At 59.2% G+C, this 21,143-nt stretch carries 18 protein-coding genes; 12 read left to right on the top strand and 6 right to left on the bottom strand.

The genetic code is table 11. The features are described from left to right. The first annotated feature begins 224 nt into the window (after nt 1-224). From ACXAIC_RS18525 to ACXAIC_RS18505, 5 genes are all read left to right on the top strand, one after another. Nucleotides 225-1,397, top strand: coding sequence for a pyridoxal phosphate-dependent aminotransferase (locus tag ACXAIC_RS18525; RefSeq protein ID WP_475183595.1), 1,173 nt, complete (start codon nt 225-227; stop codon nt 1,395-1,397). A 73-nt stretch (nt 1,398-1,470) separates the two neighbouring features. Next, a complete protein-coding gene (locus ACXAIC_RS18520; RefSeq protein WP_475183591.1) occupies nt 1,471-2,634 on the top strand; it encodes a two-component system sensor histidine kinase NtrB in 1,164 nt (387 codons plus the stop codon). A gap of 42 nt (nt 2,635-2,676) precedes the next feature. Beyond that, on the top strand, nt 2,677-3,288 hold the full coding sequence (locus ACXAIC_RS18515; RefSeq protein ID WP_475183588.1) for a response regulator transcription factor: 612 nt from the start codon (nt 2,677-2,679) through the stop codon (nt 3,286-3,288). A 159-nt stretch (nt 3,289-3,447) separates the two neighbouring features. Continuing rightward, complete coding sequence (locus ACXAIC_RS18510; RefSeq protein WP_475183586.1) at nt 3,448-3,789, top strand: response regulator; 342 nt, start codon at nt 3,448-3,450, stop codon at nt 3,787-3,789. Nucleotides 3,790-4,468: 679 nt separating this feature from the next. Further along, a complete protein-coding gene (locus ACXAIC_RS18505) occupies nt 4,469-5,182 on the top strand; it encodes a Crp/Fnr family transcriptional regulator (RefSeq protein WP_475183584.1) in 714 nt (237 codons plus the stop codon). Nucleotides 5,183-5,612: 430 nt separating this feature from the next. Here ACXAIC_RS18505 and hemN read toward each other — a convergent pair whose 3' ends face one another. Further along, nucleotides 5,613-6,998, bottom strand: a complete 1,386-nt coding sequence (hemN, locus tag ACXAIC_RS18500) for an oxygen-independent coproporphyrinogen III oxidase (RefSeq protein WP_475183581.1) — start codon at nt 6,996-6,998, stop codon at nt 5,613-5,615. A 121-nt stretch (nt 6,999-7,119) separates the two neighbouring features. Between hemN and ACXAIC_RS18495 the strand changes: the two genes are divergently transcribed. Beyond that, on the top strand, nt 7,120-8,283 hold the full coding sequence (locus ACXAIC_RS18495; protein WP_475183579.1) for an AbrB family transcriptional regulator: 1,164 nt from the start codon (nt 7,120-7,122) through the stop codon (nt 8,281-8,283). A gap of 468 nt (nt 8,284-8,751) precedes the next feature. Here ACXAIC_RS18495 and ACXAIC_RS18490 read toward each other — a convergent pair whose 3' ends face one another. From ACXAIC_RS18490 to ACXAIC_RS18470, 5 genes are all read right to left on the bottom strand, one after another. Continuing rightward, nucleotides 8,752-9,858 carry a hypothetical protein gene (locus tag ACXAIC_RS18490; protein ID WP_475183576.1) on the bottom strand — a complete coding sequence of 369 codons (1,107 nt, stop codon included), beginning with the start codon at nt 9,856-9,858 and terminating at the stop codon, nt 8,752-8,754. Beyond that, nucleotides 9,858-10,466, bottom strand: coding sequence for a 5-bromo-4-chloroindolyl phosphate hydrolysis family protein (locus ACXAIC_RS18485; RefSeq protein ID WP_475183573.1), 609 nt, complete (start codon nt 10,464-10,466; stop codon nt 9,858-9,860). Before ACXAIC_RS18485 ends, ACXAIC_RS18490 begins: the two co-directional genes overlap by 1 nt. Nucleotides 10,467-10,470: 4 nt before the next feature. After that, on the bottom strand, nt 10,471-12,054 hold the full coding sequence (locus tag ACXAIC_RS18480) for a substrate-binding domain-containing protein (protein ID WP_475183571.1): 1,584 nt from the start codon (nt 12,052-12,054) through the stop codon (nt 10,471-10,473). A gap of 12 nt (nt 12,055-12,066) precedes the next feature. Then, nucleotides 12,067-13,146, bottom strand: coding sequence for a toxic anion resistance protein (locus ACXAIC_RS18475; protein WP_475183568.1), 1,080 nt, complete (start codon nt 13,144-13,146; stop codon nt 12,067-12,069). Between the two features lie 255 nt (nt 13,147-13,401). Further along, on the bottom strand, nt 13,402-14,724 hold the full coding sequence (locus ACXAIC_RS18470) for an aminotransferase class I/II-fold pyridoxal phosphate-dependent enzyme (RefSeq protein ID WP_475183567.1): 1,323 nt from the start codon (nt 14,722-14,724) through the stop codon (nt 13,402-13,404). 101 nt (nt 14,725-14,825) lie between these two features. Between ACXAIC_RS18470 and ACXAIC_RS18465 the strand changes: the two genes are divergently transcribed. The 6 genes from ACXAIC_RS18465 to ccoG all read left to right on the top strand — a co-directional run bounded on the left by ACXAIC_RS18465 (nt 14,826) and on the right by ccoG (nt 21,137). Beyond that, nucleotides 14,826-15,713, top strand: coding sequence for a LysR family transcriptional regulator (locus ACXAIC_RS18465; RefSeq protein WP_475183564.1), 888 nt, complete (start codon nt 14,826-14,828; stop codon nt 15,711-15,713). 232 nt (nt 15,714-15,945) lie between these two features. After that, nucleotides 15,946-17,601 (top strand): cytochrome-c oxidase, cbb3-type subunit I, encoded by a 1,656-nt coding sequence (gene ccoN, locus ACXAIC_RS18460; protein WP_475183561.1) that lies wholly within the window; start codon nt 15,946-15,948, stop codon nt 17,599-17,601. Nucleotides 17,602-17,615: 14 nt separating this feature from the next. Then, a complete protein-coding gene (gene ccoO, locus ACXAIC_RS18455) occupies nt 17,616-18,350 on the top strand; it encodes a cytochrome-c oxidase, cbb3-type subunit II (protein ID WP_475183559.1) in 735 nt (244 codons plus the stop codon). A 5-nt stretch (nt 18,351-18,355) separates the two neighbouring features. Continuing rightward, the gene (locus ACXAIC_RS18450; protein ID WP_475183557.1) at nt 18,356-18,511 is read left to right on the top strand and encodes a cbb3-type cytochrome c oxidase subunit 3; all 156 of its coding nucleotides are present in this window, start codon (nt 18,356-18,358) and stop codon (nt 18,509-18,511) included. A gap of 3 nt (nt 18,512-18,514) precedes the next feature. After that, nucleotides 18,515-19,393 carry a cytochrome-c oxidase, cbb3-type subunit III gene (gene ccoP, locus ACXAIC_RS18445; RefSeq protein WP_475183554.1) on the top strand — a complete coding sequence of 293 codons (879 nt, stop codon included), beginning with the start codon at nt 18,515-18,517 and terminating at the stop codon, nt 19,391-19,393. Between the two features lie 280 nt (nt 19,394-19,673). After that, nucleotides 19,674-21,137 carry a cytochrome c oxidase accessory protein CcoG gene (gene ccoG, locus ACXAIC_RS18440; protein ID WP_475183552.1) on the top strand — a complete coding sequence of 488 codons (1,464 nt, stop codon included), beginning with the start codon at nt 19,674-19,676 and terminating at the stop codon, nt 21,135-21,137. The last annotated feature ends 6 nt before the right edge of the window (nt 21,138-21,143 follow it).

The following is a 21,143-nucleotide window of genomic DNA, read 5'->3' as shown; positions in this document are numbered from 1 at the left end:
CCACCGTCCTCCCAACCGGTATGCGCGGACCCGTTTTGCCTGATCGGATCACAAGGCGGAAGGTCTGTCTATCCGCCTTGCGGCCAAGTCCGTAGAGCTGGACAATGGTCAGGCTTTGCACGCCGTTGTCACATTCTTTGATGGAATTTACCAGTGCATTCAGGCTACTACACCGTCTTGGCAGGGGCGGGACGATATGCAAGGGCCCCGGAAAGGATGAGGACGTGCCCAGGCTGATCGAGCAACTGAGTGCAGGAGCAAGACATGCTCCGGAAAGCGGAATTGTCGAAATTGTCAATGCGGGACGCACCCACCCGCAGCTGATCCCGCTGTGGGCGGGGGAAGGGGACCTGCCGACGCCGGACTTCATCTGCCGGGCAGCCACCGCCTCCATGGAGCGGGGCGAAACCTTCTACACCTATCAGCGCGGTATCCCCGAATTGCGGGCAGCCCTGGCCTCTTATCATCACGGTCTTTATGACAGGCCGTTCGCGCCGGAGACTTTCTTTGTCACCGGATCGGGCATGCAGGCGATCCAGCTTGCGGTTCAGGCGGTGGCCGGACCGGGGGCAGACGTGCTGGTGCCGTCGCCTGCGTGGCCGAATATCAGCGCGTGCCTGGAGATCCAGGGCGCGCGGCCGGTGCCAGTGCCCATGCGGGAAGAGGGCGGCGGCTGGCGGCTGGACGTGGGGGATCTTGCGTCTGCGGTGACGCCTGCAACCCGGGCGCTCTTCCTCAATTCACCCAGCAACCCAACCGGATGGGTGGCGGACAAGGATCTGCTGCGGGATATCCTGGCAATGGCGCGCAAATACGGGCTCTGGATCATCGCCGACGAAATCTATGCACTATATTTTTACGGTGACGGTAGGCGGGCCCCGTCGTTCTATGATGTCGCCGATCCGGACGACCAGATCGTTTTCGTAAACACCCTTTCGAAAAACTGGGCCATGACCGGCTGGCGAATCGGCTGGATCTCCGCGCCGCCCAGCCTGGGGCAGGTATTTGAAAACCTGATCCAGTATTCCACATCGGGTGTGCCGGCCTTTGCGCAATGGGGAGCGGTTGCCGCCTTGAACGAGGGGAGTGCTTTTCTGGACTGCCAGATCGAGCGCGCCCGCAAAGGCCGTGAGGTGGTGCTCAAGGGGATGGCCGCCAATGCGCGGATCCGGGCGGCAGCGCCTGAGGGAGCGTTCTATCTTTTCTTTACGGTTGAAGGTGTCTGCGACACCCGCCAGTTTGCCCTTGATCTTGTAAAGGAAACCGGTGTCGGCCTGGCGCCGGGCACAGCGTTCGGGCCAGGGGGCGAAGGCTATATGCGGCTCTGTTATGCCCGCCGCGCGGACCACCTAGAGGAAGCCATGCGGCGAATTAGCGCTTGGCTTCCAGAGATTTAAGTCCCGTATGGGTTGCTGGGCTAAGTAAAACCCCTTAAACCAGAGATGGATGTGACTTCCATGTGGATACCGGATGCCGGACGACAGTTTAATCGAACTTGGGAAAGAGGCCGCTGCTGTGTCGGAAGCCCGGCTCGCTAGCGTTTTCAATACGGCGGTCGACGGGATCATCGTCATCAATGAGTGCGGACAGGTGCTGGCTTTCAACAAGGCCTGCGAGGAGCTGTTCGGCTATGAGGCAGCTGATCTTCTGGGGCGCAATGTCAAGCGGATCATGCCGGCCGATTATGCCCATGCTCATGACAGCTATATCGAGAACTACAAATCAACCGGCAAGAAGAAGATCATCGGCATTGGCCGGGAGGTGCAGGCCCAGCACAAGGACGGCACGGTCTTCCCGATTGAATTGTCTGTCGGGGAAGCCGAAACACCGGACGGGCGCCAGTTCATTGGCATCTTGAGGGATCTGCGCTCCCGCCGGCGCATCGAGGACCGGCTGGCCAAGACCCAGGCCCAGCTGCTTCATGTGACCCGGCTGAGCGCGCTCGACGAGATGGGAGCTGCCATTGCCCATGAGCTGAACCAGCCGCTGACGGCGGTTCTGCTTTATCTGCAATCCGTGTCGCGCAAGGCCAAAGCAGAAGACTCTCTCGATCCGATGATCCTTTCGGTCCTTGATAAGGCGGTCCGGGAAGCGGAGCGGGCCGGGGAGATCATTCAGCGCATGCGGCAGCTGGTGGAGAAAAAGGCGCCCGAACGGGAAACGGTGGATGTGGCCGAACTTGTCAGCGCCTGTCTGGAAATGGCGGAACTGGGCAGCGGGGAAACCCGCTCCTTTCTGTCTTCCACGGTTGAGCCTGGCCTGCCGCCGCTTCAGGCCGACCCGGTCCAGATCCGCCAGATTCTCATCAATCTTTTGCGCAACGCCCGCGAAGCGGTGGCAGACCTGCCGGATAAATCGGTGAAACTGTCAGTGACACAGAATAACGGCTTGCTAGAATTCCGGGTGGCGGATAATGGACCGGGTGTGCCAGCAGAGCTGGTTGACGGGTTGTTCCGGGCGTTCACCGGCGCCAAGCACAAGGGGGTTGGCCTTGGGCTGGCAATTTCCCGCTCAATCGCCCAGAACCATGGCGGCGACTTGCGACTTGAACCCACCGGTCCGGGCGGCGGAGCATCGTTCCTGCTGACCCTGCCGGTTCATCCGGACGAAAAGATGCCGGATGGACTTTTCTGACGTAAAAAAGAAAAAAGACCCAACATCAAGGATCTGATTGAAATGGAAGCTGATGCACAGGCCGTTTACATCGTTGATGATGATCCTGCGGTGCGCGATGCGCTGTCTGTCTTGTTCAACATGGAAGGTTATGTCGTCGAAACCTTTTCCGACGGCGATACCTTCACCCAATCGGCCAGCAAAGCCACGCCTGCCTGCGTGATGCTGGACGTGCACATGCCCGGCCGCTCAGGGATCGAGATCCTTAAGGCCCTCAACGCAGAGAACTATCCGGCGCCGATCTTCATCATTTCCGGCCAGGGCGATATTCCGATGGCCATTGAGGCGATCCGAAACGGCGCGTTTGATTTCATCGAAAAGCCGTTTTCCGCCGAAGCGGTGCTGGAGCGGGTCCGAGACGCGATTGCCGCCATGAAACAGCGGGCCGCAGCCGACACGTCCCAGACGTTCAAGGGAGCAGATCTTCTAACCCGCCGGGAAATGGAAGTGCTGAAGGAGATCACTGACGGGGCCTCCAACAAGGAAGCGGGACGATCACTGGGCATCAGCCCGCGCACGGTAGAAGTACACCGGGCCCGCATCATGGAAAAACTCGGCGCGCGCAATGCGGCGGATCTGGTGCGAATCGTGCTGGGGCATCCGGCGTCCGGGTGAACACGTGGTGGCAGAAATGCTGCGCTGAATACTTATGCGCGAAGGCAATCTTGAGAAAAGACACGAAAAGACGTAATACTGCGTACTCACGCGGGCTTAAAACTAGCGTATTTTCTGGGAGAACCTTGGCAATGCCGCCGGTTCCAGGAGACCGCGTGTTTGGTTGTTCACATTATCGAAGATGACAGGGCTGTTGCCGATGCTCTGGCGTTTGCGCTGGAGGATCTTGATCATCTCACCCGGATCTATCATGACGGCGAAAGCTTTCAGGCCCAGGCGACCCTGTCTGAGGGCGACTGGGTGATCGTCGATCTTGGCCTTCCAGGGGTGAGCGGCGCCGAGATCGTCCGCGAGCTGAACACCTTGAACGCCCCCCCGAAAATGATCGCGATTTCCGGCAAGTCCCGGATGAATATCCAGCGGTATATTCAAGAATTGGATGGACTGACCGTGCTGCGCAAACCATTGTCCATCGACATGCTGTCCACCGCCATGGCCTGATCTGGAGCTGTGGCGGGGCTGTGTCCCTGTAACTTTACCGGTCCTGTGCCATTTGGAGCATCGTGCGACAAGTCTGCACCATTTGACGGGATCTGCTTTGTCTGCTGAGGAGGCGGATCGCGCGCCTTGGTGTTTCCCACCACAAGTGTGATCCAACGATGTCAGCGGGCAAAGCAGACTGGCCCCTCAGGTGATGGAAAGCAGCCCATCGGCCGCGTTGCGTCGCTTGCCCGATATACCGCATCGCGCTGCGCGAAGCGCCTTGCCGAAGGATCTGCTTTCCAGCATCAAATGGCGCAAACTTGTCGCACGATGCTCTCGCCGTTTCCCGCATGCCCTCCAGATCTTGTGTCTTTCCCCATAGCCAGGCTCTGCGAAGGAGATCCAACAGATTGGGCGCGCGCAAAAAAATGTTTGCCGCACACGCAGGGACAAATGGACGGCAACAGATCTGCGTCCTTTGAGCGCATATGTAGTTTCTCTTACGCAGTCGACCGAATTCCTTCAATACTTTCTGAGCTTTAGAGTACTGACTGTAAGTTTCAAGACGTCGGACGGGGCGTCTTGAAACTAAAGGGTGCTTCGTCTTGTCCGTTGCCACCGGAAGTCCGGTGTTTCGAAGCGGGGAAGAAGGCCCCTTGGAGCAGAAAGCCGTGCAGATCTGCACGAAGGAGGGATTATGGCTTATTTGGAAGCAGGTGTTTCAGGGCAAGGCGCTGTTGCTGGCTCGTCCGGCTCGGCCATGTGCGCGCCCGGAAAGTCGAACTTTTCCGAATTTGGTGGCAAGACCCACGAATATGAAACCCATTCGGTGATCTATTACGAAGGTGACCCCGCACGGCGGCTCTATGAGCTGGTGCGCGGCTCGGTCATGCTCTACAAGCTTCTTCCCGATGGCCGCCGTCAGGTGGTGGAAGTGCTGCGGCCTGGTGATATCTTCGGTCTGGCCAGCAGCAACGAAAGTGATTGCACGGCGGAAACGCTGACGGAGTGCGTGGTTCAGGAAATCGAGCTGCGGCAGGTGGAGCGCTCAGACCAGCTCCAGCGGACCCTCACAAAATGCCTGACCAACCAGATGCGTGTTCTGCATGAACATGCAGTGCTGCTGGGGCGCAAGTCGGCGGTTGAGCGGGTCGCCAGCTTTCTGATGCATCTTGTCCCGGACCGGGGCGGTCTCGGCTGTGTCGGCCCGCGTGATGAAGCGGCCGATTGTTACGACATTCAGCTGCATATGACCCGCCAGGAAATTGCCGATTATCTGGGCTTGACCATCGAGACCGTCAGCCGGGTTGTCTCCGACCTGAAGCGGCGCGGGGTGATCCGGGTCGACAAGGCGGACAAGATCCACCTGAACAAGGTCTGCACCCTTTGTCAGATGACAGGGATGCACTGACCCGCGCTCCATCAGCTATCGGCAAGTGTTTTCAAAGGCTGCGGAACTCCGCAGCCTTTGACTTTGGTCAGAGCTGAAAGCGTGCTGCCTTCTTGCGGATGGCCATTCCCGTTGACATTCACGATGTCATACCAACCTCACTAGATAGGAACCGATCTGACCGTGTTTGGGGACTGTTCGGCAAGGAGCAGGTTGCAGGGCGATATGGTTTATCGTTCAAAACCTGGGACGCAGCTGAACAGTCCTCAAACACGGCCTTGGTGGCCTGCTCCGGCCCGCCGGACTGCGTTGCGCCGCTTGAACGGCCAAAAAGGCCGTCCTGCGCAACGCGCCTTGCCGGCCAATCCAGACCAGCGCCATCAGATGGGTTTCTATCTATTGAGGTTGGTATCAAGCAGCGGAAGGCGTCACAACTTGAGAGCAGCACACACTAAACAGCTGCGGAATGCCGGGCTCTTCCGGAGGCCTGGCTGTCAGCCAGATAGGCATCGAAAGCGGCTGCGGCGAGGCGGACATAGGGGCGCCCGGTCTTGGTCACCCGAAGCGTGAGGCCGTTCTCCGGCCCGGCCCCGGCAGTGTCCAGCACCACCAGGTTGTCCCGGACAAGATCCTCAAGTGCAGTGAACGCATCGCCAAGCGCCTGAAGCGACAGGCCGTGGAGCGAGCAGGCCGCCGCCAGATCGCATTCATAGTTGGTCATCAGATCTTCAATGATATGCGCCCGCAAGCGGTCGTCAGGGGTCAGCGCCAAGCCCTTGGCGATCGGCAATTCGCCCGCCAGGATGCTGCGCCGCCAGCTGCCCACGTCGGAGAAGGTCTGGATGTATCCGTTGGTCAGCCGACCGATGGAGGAAACGCCAAATCCGATCAGCTGTTCACCTTGATCCGTCGTGTAGCCCTGGAAATTCCGCTTCAGGCTGCCCTTGGCAAGCGCACTGGCCATGCTGTCATCATGTCTGGCGAAATGGTCGAGCCCGATGGCGATGTATCCGGCCTTCAGGAGAGCGGCCCGCGCCAGGTCCGCCAGTTCGAGCCGTTCGGCCGCAGAGGGAAGGGCGGTTTCGTCAATCAGCCGCTGGTGCTTGCGCATCCACGGCACATGGGCATAGCCGAACAGTGCGATCCGTCCGGGCGCTAGCGCAACCGTCTTGTCAACCGTATCGAGGATCGTGTCGGGTGTCTGGCCCGGCAGCCCGTACATCAGATCAAAATTGAGCGCCTCAAGCCCGGCAGCGCGCAGGAAGCCCGCCGCCTGTACCACAACCTGATAGGGCTGAACCCGGCCGATGGCCTTTTGGACGTTCAGATCAAAATCCTGTACCCCGAGGCTCGCTCGATTGACCCCGATCAGCGCCAGCATCTCAGCCAGGTCTTCCGTCACCAGCCTTGGGTCGAGCTCGATGGCATGTTCCAGATCTGGAGCAAACTCGAACAGGACCCGCATCAGGCCGGTCAGGTTCAAGAAGCTGTCTTTCGGCAAGAGGCTGGGCGTGCCGCCGCCCCAGTGGATATGTCGTACGGGCCCGGCGTGCTCCAGGAATCTGGCCACCATGCTGATTTCCTGGCCAAGCGTGGCCGCATAGGCCTTCAAGGGGGCGTCCTGCCGGGTTGCCTTGGTATGGCAGCCGCAATAATGGCACAGCTCCCGGCAATAGGGCACATGCAGATAGAGTGACAGGCTGTCCTCCGGCCCGATGGCCCGGAGCCAGTCCGCATAAACCTCAGAGGTGACGCCGCGATGAAAATGCGGAGCTGTCGGATAGCTGGTGTAGCGCGGGACATTGCGCAGTGCATAGGAAAGCGGATCTTGGGTCATGGGGCCATGATCCGGGCAAATGGGCGGCGATGCCTTGATATCGCTCAAGACCGGACGGATTTGGGGCGCGCGCGCCTGCACCCTCTGGCGCAAGTTTATATGTTGATCGATGCAATCCATCATGACGGCAGGAATCAATGCCGCTAGAAAGGGCTGCAAACGACTGGCCGTCCGCTTGCGCCGGACAAAACTCTATGTGTGCATGACCCCTGACATCAAAACCAGCCCTGTTCTTGCTTTGTGTCTAACCGTGGTGGTGGCCGCGTTTGGGGCCTGGGGGTTTTATCTGCTGGATTTGCCCGCCGCCTGGCTCTCCGGCGCCATGGTGTTTGTGGCGATTGCCACCTTTTCCGGAATGCCCACAGCCATTCCGGACCGGCTCCGGGACGGGCTGTTTGTCGTGATAGGAATATCCATGGGCCAGGGGGTGCGCCCCGAAGTGGTGGAGCGCATCGGTGATTGGCCGGTCTCCATGGCTCTGTTGCTGGTGGTGGTCGTCAGCGTCACCCTGGCGGGCTATGCTGTTCTGCATTTTGGCGCCAAATGGTCCAGGGAGACAGCCTTTTTTGGAGCGATCCCCGGGGCCTTGTCCTATGTGATTGCGCTGGCGACGGACCGGGGGGCTGATCTGCCGCGCATTGCCTCAAGCCAGTCACTGCGGCTTTTTGTTCTGGTGGCTGTTCTTCCCTATGTCATCGCGCACAGCAGCGGGACGCTGGACCCCTCAGGTGCGGCCGCTGCCGTGTCGAACTGGTACGAGATCGCCCTTGGCGGTGGGCTGTGTGTGCTGGCAAGCCTGCTGACGGTGTGGTTCAAGGTACCGGGCGGCTGGATGACCGGCGCGTTTTTCATGAGCGCGGGATTGAATGCATCCGGCGCCATGACCCTGGTGCTGCCGCCGGTCCTGATTGTGCCCTGTTTCACCCTGATGGGAGCCATGATCGGCTGCCGCTTTGCCAGCATGACCTTCCGCCAGTTTGTCAGCGTGCTCGGGGCCTCCTGTGCCGCCTTTGCGGCGGCCTTTGGCACCTCGGTTGCCGGCGCATTGCTGGCCTCGTTTCTGGTGGGTATTCCCTTCGGACAGGCGCTGCTGGCCTATGCGCCCGGTGGCCTGGAAGTCATGACGCTTCTGGCCTTCATGCTGCACCTGGACCCGGCCTTTGTCGCGGCTCATCAGATCGCCCGGTATACGGGTATGGTCCTGCTGCTGCCGGCGATCACCAGCCTGGTGCTGGGCAAGACCAGGGCGGAAGCCGGCCGGGGAACGCCCCGGACGACGGATTGAAAACGTCCGGATTCCAGAGCATCGTGCAGACTTATTGCAAGATGCCATAGGCAGCAGCGGTCAGGAAAAAAGCCGAGGATATGCGCAAGCTGCGGACCTGTGCCGTCCACGGTACCCCAACCCGTCACTCCGCAGCGTGATGCGGTGGGGTCCACCATCTGAGCGGGTGGCAATGGCCTTTGGGAGGATTCCACTTCGGAGCCCGGAAGAATTGCCCCGTCATAGACAATCGTGCTGCCGCTTTTCAACTGGGGAGAATGATGGGCAGCTTTCCGCTGTCGAGATTTCCTGGCGGCGATCTTTCCAGCAAGGCTTTCAGGAGATCAGAAGAGGGCCCCGCAATACTCTCAAGCGCGGCATATGCCGCTTCCGTCCAGTTCTGCATGCCGTCTGCCAAGGCTTCGGTGTAAGGCCGCACCTGAAGTCTCTGTAAAAACAGAAGGCTGCTTGCTTTGCTAAGGATCGGGGCTAAGCGCTCATTTGATTCAAAAACGCCAGCATGACATCGGCAGAGGGCATTGGCAGAATCGCGCTGACGGTTTCCGGCAGCAGCCCGGCTACCTCTTGGTTCGCAAGCCCGGTTACCGCACCAAGCGGGCCGCGGAAACCATGGTTTTTCCAGGCAAGTTCCTGGAGGCTCGGGCTCAGCAGGGCCTCCAGCAATCTGTCACTTTCTGGTGCGATTGTAATGAGCGGATGGGCGGAAAACGCGGTTGGACGGGGATAAAGCACGGCTGGTTTGGGACCGTTGCTCCCAAGGACACGCTGCCAGCGGGCCGGATCTGCCAGAATCCATTCAACAAGCTGGTTTTCGTAACCAACGACCATCGGTTCCGCACCGAAACCGCCGGACAGATACTGATCAAACAGTTTCCCGGAGGACGAGGACTTTAGTCCCATGCCACGGAAAACCTCCGCTGCCCGTTCGCCATGTTCTGCCAAAGCAGCCTTGTCCGCGACATCTCCGGTGAGAAGGCTGAGGACCAGACCGGCAAACATAAACCCAGAATTGGAGCGGTTGGGATCGGTTGAGACGATCCGGGCCTTCCCATAGAGCCCGTCGACCCCGAGGCCCGACCAGTCTTCTCCTGAAAGAACTGCGTCCAGATAGGCGGCCAGGTCGAAGGCGTTGTGCCCCTGCGCAGTCACGCTGACCAGCCCGTTCTTTTTCAACCCTTCGACGACAGGTTCCCAGGAGTAGACCACGATCGGCGAGTTCAAAATGACTTGGTCCCGGCGGATCTTAACCCCGTTTTGCCGCGCGATATCGACCATGGTGGCAGACGAGGGCCAAAGGAATTGCGGGTTTTGCGCGAGGATCGCTGGCTCGCGCACCATTTCGACTGACCCCGCGACCCTCGCATCCAGGGTGAGCCCCCAGCCGCGCAGGGCGCTTTCAACGGACGGGTCCTCAATGAAGGAGCGTTTTTCCCCCCCAAGGAAGCCGAAAAGATGTGTCTTTTCCCCCAGAAGGCCCTGGAGTTCCGGCTGGTCTTTCAGGGCCACATAAGCACCGGTTCCAGCAGCGCTCAAGCCGAGCAATCCCAATCCGAAAGTGCGCCGTGAAAGTGCCATTAACGCTCCAGATCTTCTTTCAGGGAGGCTTCCAGCAGCCTCAGGTCAACATCCAGGGTGCCTAGCTCTGTCTCTGCGAGCGAATCCGCATAATGCACAAAGGCATCTTCCAGCTTTTGGATCACCTTCGTTACCTCGCCAACACGGTCCGGGTTGGGGGAACGCTTGCGTTCCAGCACCACGTAGCCTTCGGAAATATCGGCTGCCTTGGGTAAATAATAGCTCAAGAAGCGGCGCACTGATGAGGCCGTCGCGGGATTGGCCTCTACACGGGCAAAGATGTCAGAAGCGATCTCGGACAGATGGGCGACCTGATGTTTTACTTGCGCGTTTGCAATCGTCCGGGCGGCCTGATCGAGGCGCTCTGCGGAAGGGGCGGCTTCGGAAAGCAGATCTCTGGCAAAGGCGAGCCGTTGTTTGCCGATCCCTGCGACGTTGAAACCTTCAAACAGACGCTTTGGGGCCAGCAGGATCACAAGCCCGGCAAAGGCTGTCAGAACAACGGGCAGGGCGATGACAAACGGCATACCCAGCCAGATGAACGCGGGCAATCCAAGAGCCGCAACAAGGCCGGCCACGATCCAGTTGGCATCCTTTCCCAACATCATGAGCCTAGTTGTATCCGCGTGCGGAGCGGAAGGCTCCTGCCAAATTCTTCTGGCCGTCAAAAACCCGGGCAGATGTGGCGGCCGCAAGCGCTTCCAGCTGGCTCTTGTCAGCATTGCCAAAGGTGATCCCGAAGACAGGAACTTTCGGGGAGGTTGCCTTCCACAGGGACAGGAACCGTTTGAGGTCGCCATCACTCTTGCCATCTGTCAACATGACGATGGCGGGCAGATAACTGGTCACATCAGCAGTAGCGGCAATATCCTTCAGTGCGGTTTCCGCGCAGGCATACATGTTGGTCCCACCGTCAGCCTGTTCAAATCTGAGTTGGCTCAAAAGGGTCTTCTGGTCTTGCGGGTTGCCGCTCGCGTCCTTCCGGTTCCGGACCCTGGAGGCGAATGGATAGACAAGGATCTTGTCCTTTGGGGACCATTGCACCAGTACTTTGCTGGCTTCTTCCGGGGTGAACAAAAATCCCATGGCTTGATTTAGCTGCTTGACGCCCTGGCCTTGCATGGATCCGGAAAAGTCCAGGCAGAGGGCGGTCAGGGACGGTTTGCGCAGGGCGCTTTGATAGAGATCCAAGGCCTGCCTGATCACGGCCGGTTCGGGTTTGCGGATGGCGGTTACCATACGTTCAGGATCAAAATTCCAGTCCGGCTCCTTTGGAGCTGAAATCTCCGGGCCTGCAAGAGGTATGCGCCGGCCGGTCTGGGCTATGCGCTTTGCGGTCGCCTCGGACTGCAGATAAGTCACAAGCTCTGTAAAGAAGGTTTCGACTTCCTTCCCGCGTCCGCGATCGACAAACCCTAGTGGAGAATCGGCAATTGCAACACCATCGGCCGGATAGACTGCATAGAGAAGTTCATCGCCCGATTGCCGGAGCTGGTCATTGGTCTCCTTCAGCACGGCCTCATAGTTCCACATCGCATCGAAATGCGTGCCTTCGGCTGCAGATTTGACATAAAGATCGGCCAGCCAGCCGGAGGACCCGGAAGACCGGGCCACACCGGACAGCAGCTCGCTCACCGTGCGTTGCACATCGGGTTTGTCGAGATCGCCCGGTTCGATCACAGCGGAAGCCCCGCCAAGGGCGCTCGACAGCATGGCGAGATAGGCGCTGGCGCCGGAATTTGACTGAGTTGCCGATGTCATCAGGAATTTGAGCTGGCCGGAGCGCACGGCTTTCAGAATATCGTCCATGCGGACATCGGTTCCGACCCAGCCAAGTTCCTGCGCCTTGGACGTGCGGACCCCGAGAATGACGGGCATTTGAGCAATGGAGGTGGCGTGTTTGACGCTGCGGCCGGTGTCGAACAGGTCGATCCACACGCTGGACGCCGGCCAGACCGCATCACTGTCGATGCCCTCCTGGCTGCCGAGCGCAAGGCCGATGTCCAAAGACCCTTGATAGGCAAAGGTACAGTCCATGCCGTTTTCGCTGCAGAATTCTTCTACGATGGGCTGCAGCACCCGGTTTTCCGAACCGGCAGTAATCTTGAACGGTGTAGCGGGGCCAACATTGCAGCTGGCAAGGGCGAGGCAAGCGACGGCCGTCAGAAAGCCGTTCAGATTCAGACGAAGGGGCATAAGCCTGCTCCCCTAGTTGGCGCTGGTCAGGGCGGATTTCAGTTCTGCAGTCATGGTCTCCATCTGCCGTTCCGCATCCGCGCGTTTCCGGCGGCCGTCCTCCTGAACGCGCAACACTCCCTGGATCGTGTCGATCAGGTCCGTGTTCGCCTGCTGAAGTGTTTCGATATCGACAATACCGCGCTGGGATTGCTCTTCAATGGAAATCGCCTGATCCTTCATCATCTGGCTGGCTTCGCGGATCATCTGGTTCGTGGTGTCTGTCACCTGCTTTTGCATATCGAGTGCCGCTTTCTGCCGGTTGAGCCCGAGCAGAATAACCATCTTTTGTTTCCAAGCCGGAACGGTGAGGGTCGAGGTGGCTTGCAGGTTCTCAATCAGGGTTTCATCACCAGCTTGCACGATACGGATTTGCGGCAATTGCTGGATACCGAGCTGGCGGGCTTGCTGGAGATAGAAGATCCTTTTTTCAAGCCGGTCGATCGCCTGAACCGCGTCCTGATAGGATTGGGCTTCCAGAAGGCCGTCATGGGAGCCAGTCTGTTCAGCGGCCGCTTTCAGCTTCGGCAGCTCTTCGCTCCGGTAGCGCTCGGCAAAGGCTTTGCCTGCCTCCACATGGGCATCCAGCTTCAAGATGGACTGCGTGGTTTCCTCATGCAGGTCATCCAGCATGGCAATGTCCCGCCGCAACGTGTCCTTGTGCTTGTCCAATTCCAGCCCGATCCGGTCGATCTGACCGGACACATCCTCAAATTCCTGCTTGAACCGCTCAAGTCTTGCTTTGGCGGAGCCGAAGATACGGGACAAAAACCCTTTTTGCTGCAGCGATGCAGGATCCAGGCTCTTGGCCTTCAGAAGAATGTCGCTGAGAAGCTGTCCGGTATCACCTATGTCCTTGTTGCGGATCTGGCCCAGAATACGGTCGGCATAGTCGGTCACGGACTTTTGGGCCCCATCGCCGAAAACCGAAATACCGGCTCGGTCGGACAAATCAATCCGCTCTCCGATCCGGGCAATCTCGGCAGGGTCAGCCTTGACCATCGGCAGGGTTTGCGATGGTGCCGCAAGAGGGGTCGGATCGGATGATGCCATTCAACGGGCCTTTCAAAACATAGATTTCAGCAAACTCAGATCGGATTTCTCACATATCTTTTCAAGCAGCGCTTGAAATGGGGGTGAGACTTTCTGCACCGTTCCAATTCGGCGCCAAAGTGTCAAGGTGATGTGATCGTTCGATGACACTCCTGTATCCGTGCAAAACTTTGCAAGGAAAACGGTTGTCCGGGCCGCAGGTGTTACGCCGAGTTCCGGAGCGCCTGGGGGCGCCAAGTTGCCCCTCAACTCCTCTCATTCATGGATAAAATGCAGCTGGTTAAAGCTCCGGCGCCAGTCCGCAACGCGCCCGGCCATGCCGGCCGGGTTGTTGGAGCGCAGGGCTTCGGCCACAAGCCTGGCCAGACGGGGCATGTCCTCAACCGTCATGCCCCAGCGCACAATCTCCGGTGTGCCGAGGCGCAATCCGTTCATGTCGCCGTCCACCGTGGCAAGAGGCAGGCCGATGCCGCAGGCCAGAAAGCCTGCCTGCCGCAGCTTCTTCGCAACATTTTGCCCGCCACCAAAGGCGGCAGCTTCCAGGGCGAACTGGTGGGAGGCCGTCGCGCCTTGGGAGGTTGTGAAGACCGGCAGGCCTTCCCCAGCCAGCGCGGCTGCAAGCGCCTTGGCTGTGGCGGCCATTTCCTGCGCATAGGCGGCCCCATGGTCTTGCCAGTCCAGAAGGGAGACGGCCAGGGCTGCGGATTTGGCCGCATCGAAATTTGCCGTCAGGCCGGGAAAGGCGATGGCATCGAGCCGCTCGGAGAGGCTTTGCTCATTGGTCACGATCAGCCCGCTGGCCGGGCCGCCAAGGCTTTTATAGGTGCTCATGGTCATCAGATGAGCGCCTTCTTCCAGCGGATTGGCAAAGACGCCGCCAGCGATCATGCCGCATTGATGGGCCGCGTCGAACAGGACAAGAGCCCCTACTTCATCGGCGATCGCCCGGATCTCTGAGACCGGGTGGGGAAAGAGGTTCAGGCTCATGCCGATGGTGATGAGCTTGGGGCGCAGGTCCAGGGCCTGGGCCCGCAAGCCTTCCAGATCAACCGAATAACCATCCGCATCAACCGGCGCTTCATATATGTCCAGCCCATAAAGACCGGCGCAGCCAGGGGCATGATGGGTCACATGCCCGCCAATGCGCGCAGGGGGCGCGATAATCCTGTCTCCGGGTTTGGTGACCGCCATAAAGGCATAGAGATTGGCAAGGGCGCCAGAGGCTACGCGGATTTCCGCATAGTTGGCCTTGAACACCGCCCGGGCAAGTTCGGCGGCGATCACCTCGATTTCCTCAATGGCTTCCAGTCCGGTTTCGTATTTGTCCCCCGGATAGCCAAGCGAAGGCCGGGAGCCGAGACCGCTGGCCAGAAGCGCTTCTGCGCGCGGGTTCATCACATTGGTGGCCGGATTGAGATTGAAGCAGTCCTGCTCGTGGATTTTGCAGTTCTCCGCCACAAGCTGTTCGATCCGCGCGGCGATCTGGCCGGAGGACAGCAGACGCAGGCTGCTGGTGATGTCATCAATGCGAGTGGCCACATCTTTCGGCAGCCAGGGTCTGAGGTTTGTTACGGGCATAGCACGGTCTCCAACAAGGTCGATGCAAGGGTGGCGCGGCTCTTGCCAGGCTGCAAATCAGATTTTAGAAAAATAAGGGCTAAAAAAAATAGGTCTTAGAGATGCCCGTTTCCCCTCCGGTCCCCAGGCTGCCGTCCTTGAATGCATTGCGGGCCTTTGAAGCTGCCGCCAGATTGGGGGGATTTGCCCTGGCCGCCGAGGAGCTTGGTGTGACATCCGGGGCTGTGTCTGCGCAGATCAAGTCGCTGGAAGAGGAGATCGGAGCTGCGCTTTTTGCCCGCAGCGCAAAAGGCGTGCAGCTCACTGCGGTGGGGCAAAGGGCCTTGCCGTCCTTCGTGGACGTGTTTGATGCCCTTAGTCAGGCGGTGCGCGATTTGCGTCAGGATGGTGCGCCTCACAAGGTGCATATTGCCGCGCTGCCCGCGCTGGCACAGCTCTGGCTTGCGCCCCGCCTGCCAGTGTTGCGGCGAAAGCTTCCCGGTATCGACATATCCATCACCGCCATGGAAAAGCCGCCCAACCTCAAGCGAACTCCCTTTGATCTATGCCTGTTTTATCTGGATGATGCCGGTGGCCCGGAGAGAACCACCATCAGGGACGACGTGCTTCCGGTCTGCACTCCGGAAATTGCCGAAGGTTTGACACGCCCGGAAGACTTGGCGTCCGCCATCTGTCTGACGGATGCCACCTGGAAAAACGATTGGGCGCTGTGGCTCGACCATGTGCTGCCCGGCAAGGCGCTTGTACCCAAGGGGCCGGTTTTCTCGCTTTATGCTGTGGCGGTTCAGGAAGCCCTGAACGGGGCTGGAGTTTTGATGGCGCACCGGTCTCTTGTGGCAGCCCATCTGGAAACGGGCGAATTGGTGGCGCCGTTCCAGCTCGCGGTGCCTTTGCATGAGCAAATAACGCTCTGGAAGCAGCCTGGAAGCCATCAGAACCAAATGCTTGAAAAGATTATTGAGTATCTGGAACTATCCGAAGTGGACTAACTACATGAGGGAGATTGAGTATCATTTGAAGCAGCTTTTGGTTGACCTGGAAAAAGGCGGGGAGAACGTTTCACGCGCCTGTGGTTTAGCTGCGGCATCTTGGCAAAACCGGCCGTGTTCCGGACTGTCCACACCCGCTTCTTGACATGGATCAACGCGCCCCGGGCGGACTCATGCGCAAGGTCGTCCCATCATTGGCACCTTTCATAGGTTCTAAAATTTGGGGCGCGAAATGGCACAAAATAAGGCCGGACTGGTCTCGCTCGAGGAGGGGGGCTTCGCCATCTTCCTTGTGTTGCTTGCATTCGCCTGCATCATCATCGCAGGCAAGACGTTCGATCAGGTAATGGCATTTCACGCAGGTCTCGGCGCCTTGTTCGCCGCGGTCAGCGTGTTCCTGATCTTCAAGAATTACTTTGAGGACGGTGGGGAGCCGGTCCCTCAGGAGATCGGCGGAAAGCCGAATTACAATCTCGGTCCGGTCAAGTTTGCCTCGGCAGCGGCCATGTTCTGGGGCATTGCCGGATTTCTGGTGGGGCTCATCATTGCCCTGCAGCTGGCCTGGCCGGTTCTGAACTTTGATCTGCCTTGGACGAATTTCGGCCGTTTGCGGCCGCTGCACACCTCAGCGGTGATCTTTGCCTTTGGCGGCAATGTGCTGCTGGCCACCTCCATGTATGTGGTTCAGCGCACCTGCCGTGCGCGCATGCCGGGCAAGGTGCTGCCCTGGTTCATTGTGCTCGGCTACAACGTTTTCATTGTGATTGCGGGTACGGGCTATCTGCTGGGAACCACCCAGGGCAAGGAATATGCCGAGCCGGAATGGTATGCCGACCTGTGGCTGACCATTGTCTGGGTCTGCTACCTGCTGCTGTTCCTGGGCACCCTCTGGAAGCGCAAGGAGCCGCATATCTATGTGGCCAACTGGTTCTATCTCGCGTTCATCGTGACGATTGCGGTTTTGCACCTGACCAACAACATGACCATTCCGGTCTCGATCTACTCGACCAAGTCCTACATTGTCTGGTCCGGGGTTCAGGACGCTATGGTACAGTGGTGGTATGGCCACAACGCGGTTGGCTTCTTCCTGACCGCCGGCTTTCTGGCCATCATGTATTATTTCATTCCCAAGCGGGCCGAACGGCCGGTCTATTCCTACCGGTTGTCCATCGTGCACTTCTGGGCACTGATCTTCATCTACATCTGGGCCGGACCGCACCATCTGCATTACACGGCTCTGCCGCAATGGGCCTCCACCCTCGGCGCGACCTTCTCGATCATTTTGTGGATGCCCTCCTGGGGCGGCATGATCAACGGGTTGATGACCCTGTCGGGTGCCTGGGACAAGCTCAGAACCGACCCGGTGCTGCGCATGATGGTGGTCTCTGTCGCCTTTTACGGCATGTCGACTTTCGAAGGCCCTCTGATGAGCCTGCGATCAGTCAACTCCCTGTCGCATTATACGGACTGGACCATCGGCCACGTGCATTCCGGGGCCCTGGGCTGGGTCGGCTACATTTCCTTCGGGGCGCTGTACTGCCTGATTCCCTGGCTGTGGAACAAGAAGGGCCTTTACTCGCTGAAGCTGGTGAACTGGCACTTCTGGCTGTCCACGCTCGGCATCGTTCTCTACATCACAGCCATGTGGGTGTCCGGGATCATGCAGGGCCTGATGTGGCGCGCCTATGACAGCCTCGGCTTCCTGGAATACTCCTTCGTGGAGACCGTGGAAGCAATGCACCCCTTCTATATCATCCGTGCTCTGGGGGGCGGGCTCTTCCTCGCCGGTGCCCTGATCATGGCCTACAATCTCTGGATGACCGTCTATCGTGGCGAGGCTGAAGAAGCTGACACCACGCCTGCCGGCTCCCTGGCTCCGGCCGAATAAGGGAGGGACAGACAATGTCTGCATGGAAAAAACACGAAATCTTCGAGAAGAACTCCTTCATTCTTCTGATCGGGATCGTCGTCATGATCGCCATTGGCGGTCTGGTCGAGATTGCACCTCTCTTCTACCTGAAGAGCACGATCGAGAAGACTGAAGGCATGCGGCCCTACACGCCGCTGGAACTGGCCGGGCGGGACATTTATGTCCGCGAAGGCTGCTATCTCTGCCATTCACAGATGATCCGGCCGATGCGCGACGAACTGGAACGCTATGGTCATTATTCCCTGGCGGCGGAAAGCATGTATGACCATCCGTTCCAATGGGGCTCGAAACGCACAGGGCCGGACCTTGCCCGCGTCGGCAACAAATATTCCGACGACTGGCATGTGGAGCATTTGATCAATCCCCGCTCGCTGGTTCCGGCCTCCATCATGCCCGGTTATCCGTTCCTGGCGGCAACCAAGCTGACCACCCGGGACATCCAGGCCCATCTGTCGGTCAACTCGATTGTTGGCGTGCCCTATACCCAGGAGCAGATCGACAATGCGAAATCCGACATTCTCGGTCAGGCCATGCCGGACTCCGACGCAGCTTACGAGTTTGAGGAACGCTGGCCGGACGCAAAGATCCGCGACTTTGATGGCAATCCGAAGGAAGTCACCGAAATGGATGCTCTGGTCGCCTATCTTCAGGTACTGGGCACGATGGTCGACTTCTCGATCTACGACAACGCAGCCAACGCGAGGTAAGAGCCATGGACGAAACCTATAGCGCGTTCGCGGCCTTCGCTCAGACCTGGGGCCTCCTCTATTTCATGTTCCTGTTTGGCATCGTTCTGGCCTATGCCCTTTGGCCGCGAAACGCGAAAAAGTTCGACGATGCTGCCCAGATCCCGTTCCGGGAGGACTGAACGATGACCGATATACACGACAAGGAAGTGGACCAGATCTCGGGGGTCGAAACGACCGGCCATGAGTGGGATGGTCTGAAAGAGCTCAATAACCCGCTGCCCAAATGGTGGCTCTATATCTTCTATGCCTGCATTGTCTGGGCAGTCATCTACTGGGTGCTTTACCCGTCCTGGCCGCTGATTTCCAGCTATACGACCGGGATACTCGGGGCAAACCAGCGCCAGGAAGCGGTGGCGGCCTATGATGAAGGCGTGGCCGGGCGGGCGCAGTTTGCCGACAAGATCGTGGCAACCCCTCTTGAGGACATCACCAAGGATCAGGATCTTCTGCAATTTGCCCTGGCCAATGGCCAGGCCGCCTTTGGCGACAATTGCGCGCCATGCCACGGCTCCGGTGCCACCGGTGCGGAGGGCTATCCGAACCTTCAGGACGATACCTGGATCTGGGGCGGCACGCTGGAAGACATCTATACGACACTGCTTTACGGCATCCGCTCGGGTAATGACGACGCCCGGATCGGCGACATGCCGGCCTTTGGGGCCGATGAGCTGCTGACCCGCGAGGAGATCAGGCAGGTCTCCAACTTCGTTGCTTCGCGGGCCGGACTGGAGACCCAGGAGGGTGTCGATCTGGCTGCCGGGCAGGTGCTCTACGAGGACAACTGCGCGGCCTGCCATGGTGACAATCTGGAAGGCCTTCAGGAGGTCGGGGCACCCAGCCTGCTGTCGGCACACTACCTTTATGGAAAGTCGCTGGACCACATCAAGGCGCAGGTCACCCGTCCGCGCAACGGGGTGATGCCCGCCTGGGTCGACCGGCTCGACCCGGCCACCATCAAGTCGCTGACGGTCTATGTCCACTCCTTCGGGGGTGGTCAGTAGACCTGCGCTTGAATGAGACCTGAAACGGGGCGGGGAGGCCGGTTGAGAGGCCGGATTTCCCGGCCCATTTGATCCGGCGCAAGGTGTGACGCTTTGCACCGGTCTATTTTGAAACAACGCTGATAATTTGACCAGCGTGACGAGGCGGCTGCACTGAGCCGCTTCCGGCTTGAACTGGCTGGCGGCCATCCGGACGCACCCTCTCGGATGCAGGACTGCCGGCCGGAATCCCGGCGAACGATCCTATTGGGGCTGGATCGGTGAAGAGAGGACGGACGGTATGTCTGCGGACACCGATACGCATGAGGGCGAACACTCCGAAGAGTGGTTTGCGTCGGCCAAGAAAATCTACCCCATGGCAACACACGGTCTGTTCCGGCGGATCAAGTGGGCTTTGCTGTTCATCACTCTGGGCATCTATTATTTTCTGCCCTTCATCCGCTATGACCGCGGTCCGAACGCGCCCAGCCAGGCTGTCCTGATCGATATGGACCACCGGCGGGCCTATTTCTTCTTCATCGAGATCTGGCCGCAGGAAGTCTATTACCTGACCGGGCTTTTGATCATTGCCGCCGTCGCTCTCTTCCTGATGAACGCGGTTGCCGGGCGGATCTGGTGTGGCTACCTGTGTCCGCAAACCGTCTGGACGGATCTGTTTTTGTGGGTGGAACGCAAGGTGGAGGGGGACCGGCGCGAACGGATCGCCCTCGACAAGGATCCGTTTACATTCGACAAGCTGCGCAAACGCGCCACCAAGCACTTTCTGTGGCTGATGATAGCCTGGTGGACCGGCGGTGCCTGGGTGCTTTATTTCAACGATGCCCCGACCCTGGTCTGGCAGCTGCTGACCCTTCAGGCACCCATGGCCGCCTATGTGTGGATCGCGATCCTGACCGCGACCACCTATCTGCTCGCCGGCTTCATGCGGGAGCAGGTCTGCGTTTATATGTGCCCCTGGCCGCGCATCCAGGCGGCCTTGACCGACGAAAAGGCGCTCAATGTCACCTACCGCTGGGACCGGGGCGAACCGCGCGGATCTCTCAAGCAAAACAAGAAACTGGCTGCCCAGGGCCTGCCGGCCGGGGATTGCATCGACTGCTACCAGTGTTTTCAGGTCTGCCCAACCGGGGTTGATATCCGCAAAGGCATGCAGCTCGATTGCATTCAATGCGGTCTGTGCATTGATGCCTGCGACAACATCATGACCAGGATCGGAAAGCCGACCGGGTTGATTGGCTATGATACGGACGAGAATATCGAGCGCCGCCTGGAAGGCAAGGAGCCGGTTTACGAGATTGTCCGGACCCGAACAGTCATCTATGCGGCCGTCATCGCGGTGGTCGGGGCGATCATGCTGTTTGCGCTCATCAACCGGGATTTTGCCGATATCAGTGTCTTGCATGACCGCAATCCGGTTTTTGTCGAACAGTCCGACGGATCGGTCCGCAACGGCTATACGGTGCGCCTGTCCAACAAACGGCGCCATGACCGGGCGTTCATGCTCCATGTGGAAGGCATGCCGGCCAATACCAAGGTGGAAGCGGTCGGCGCCGAGGCTACCTTTGCCGGGCGGCCGATTATCGAGGTCGGGCCGGACACGACCCGCGAAGTGCGGGTGATTGTCGTGTCTCCTCCCTGGGAAGAGATGCCCCATTCGACCCCTGTCACCTTCCGCATCACCGAAAGCGTGATGGGGGAAGTGGTGACGGCAAAAGATACCTTCAAAGCACCAGGCAAACCCTGAGGAGGC

The organism is Roseibium sp. AWQ4_254 (assembly GCF_056161025.1).
This window is presented reverse-complemented; position numbering and strand designations above follow the sequence as displayed.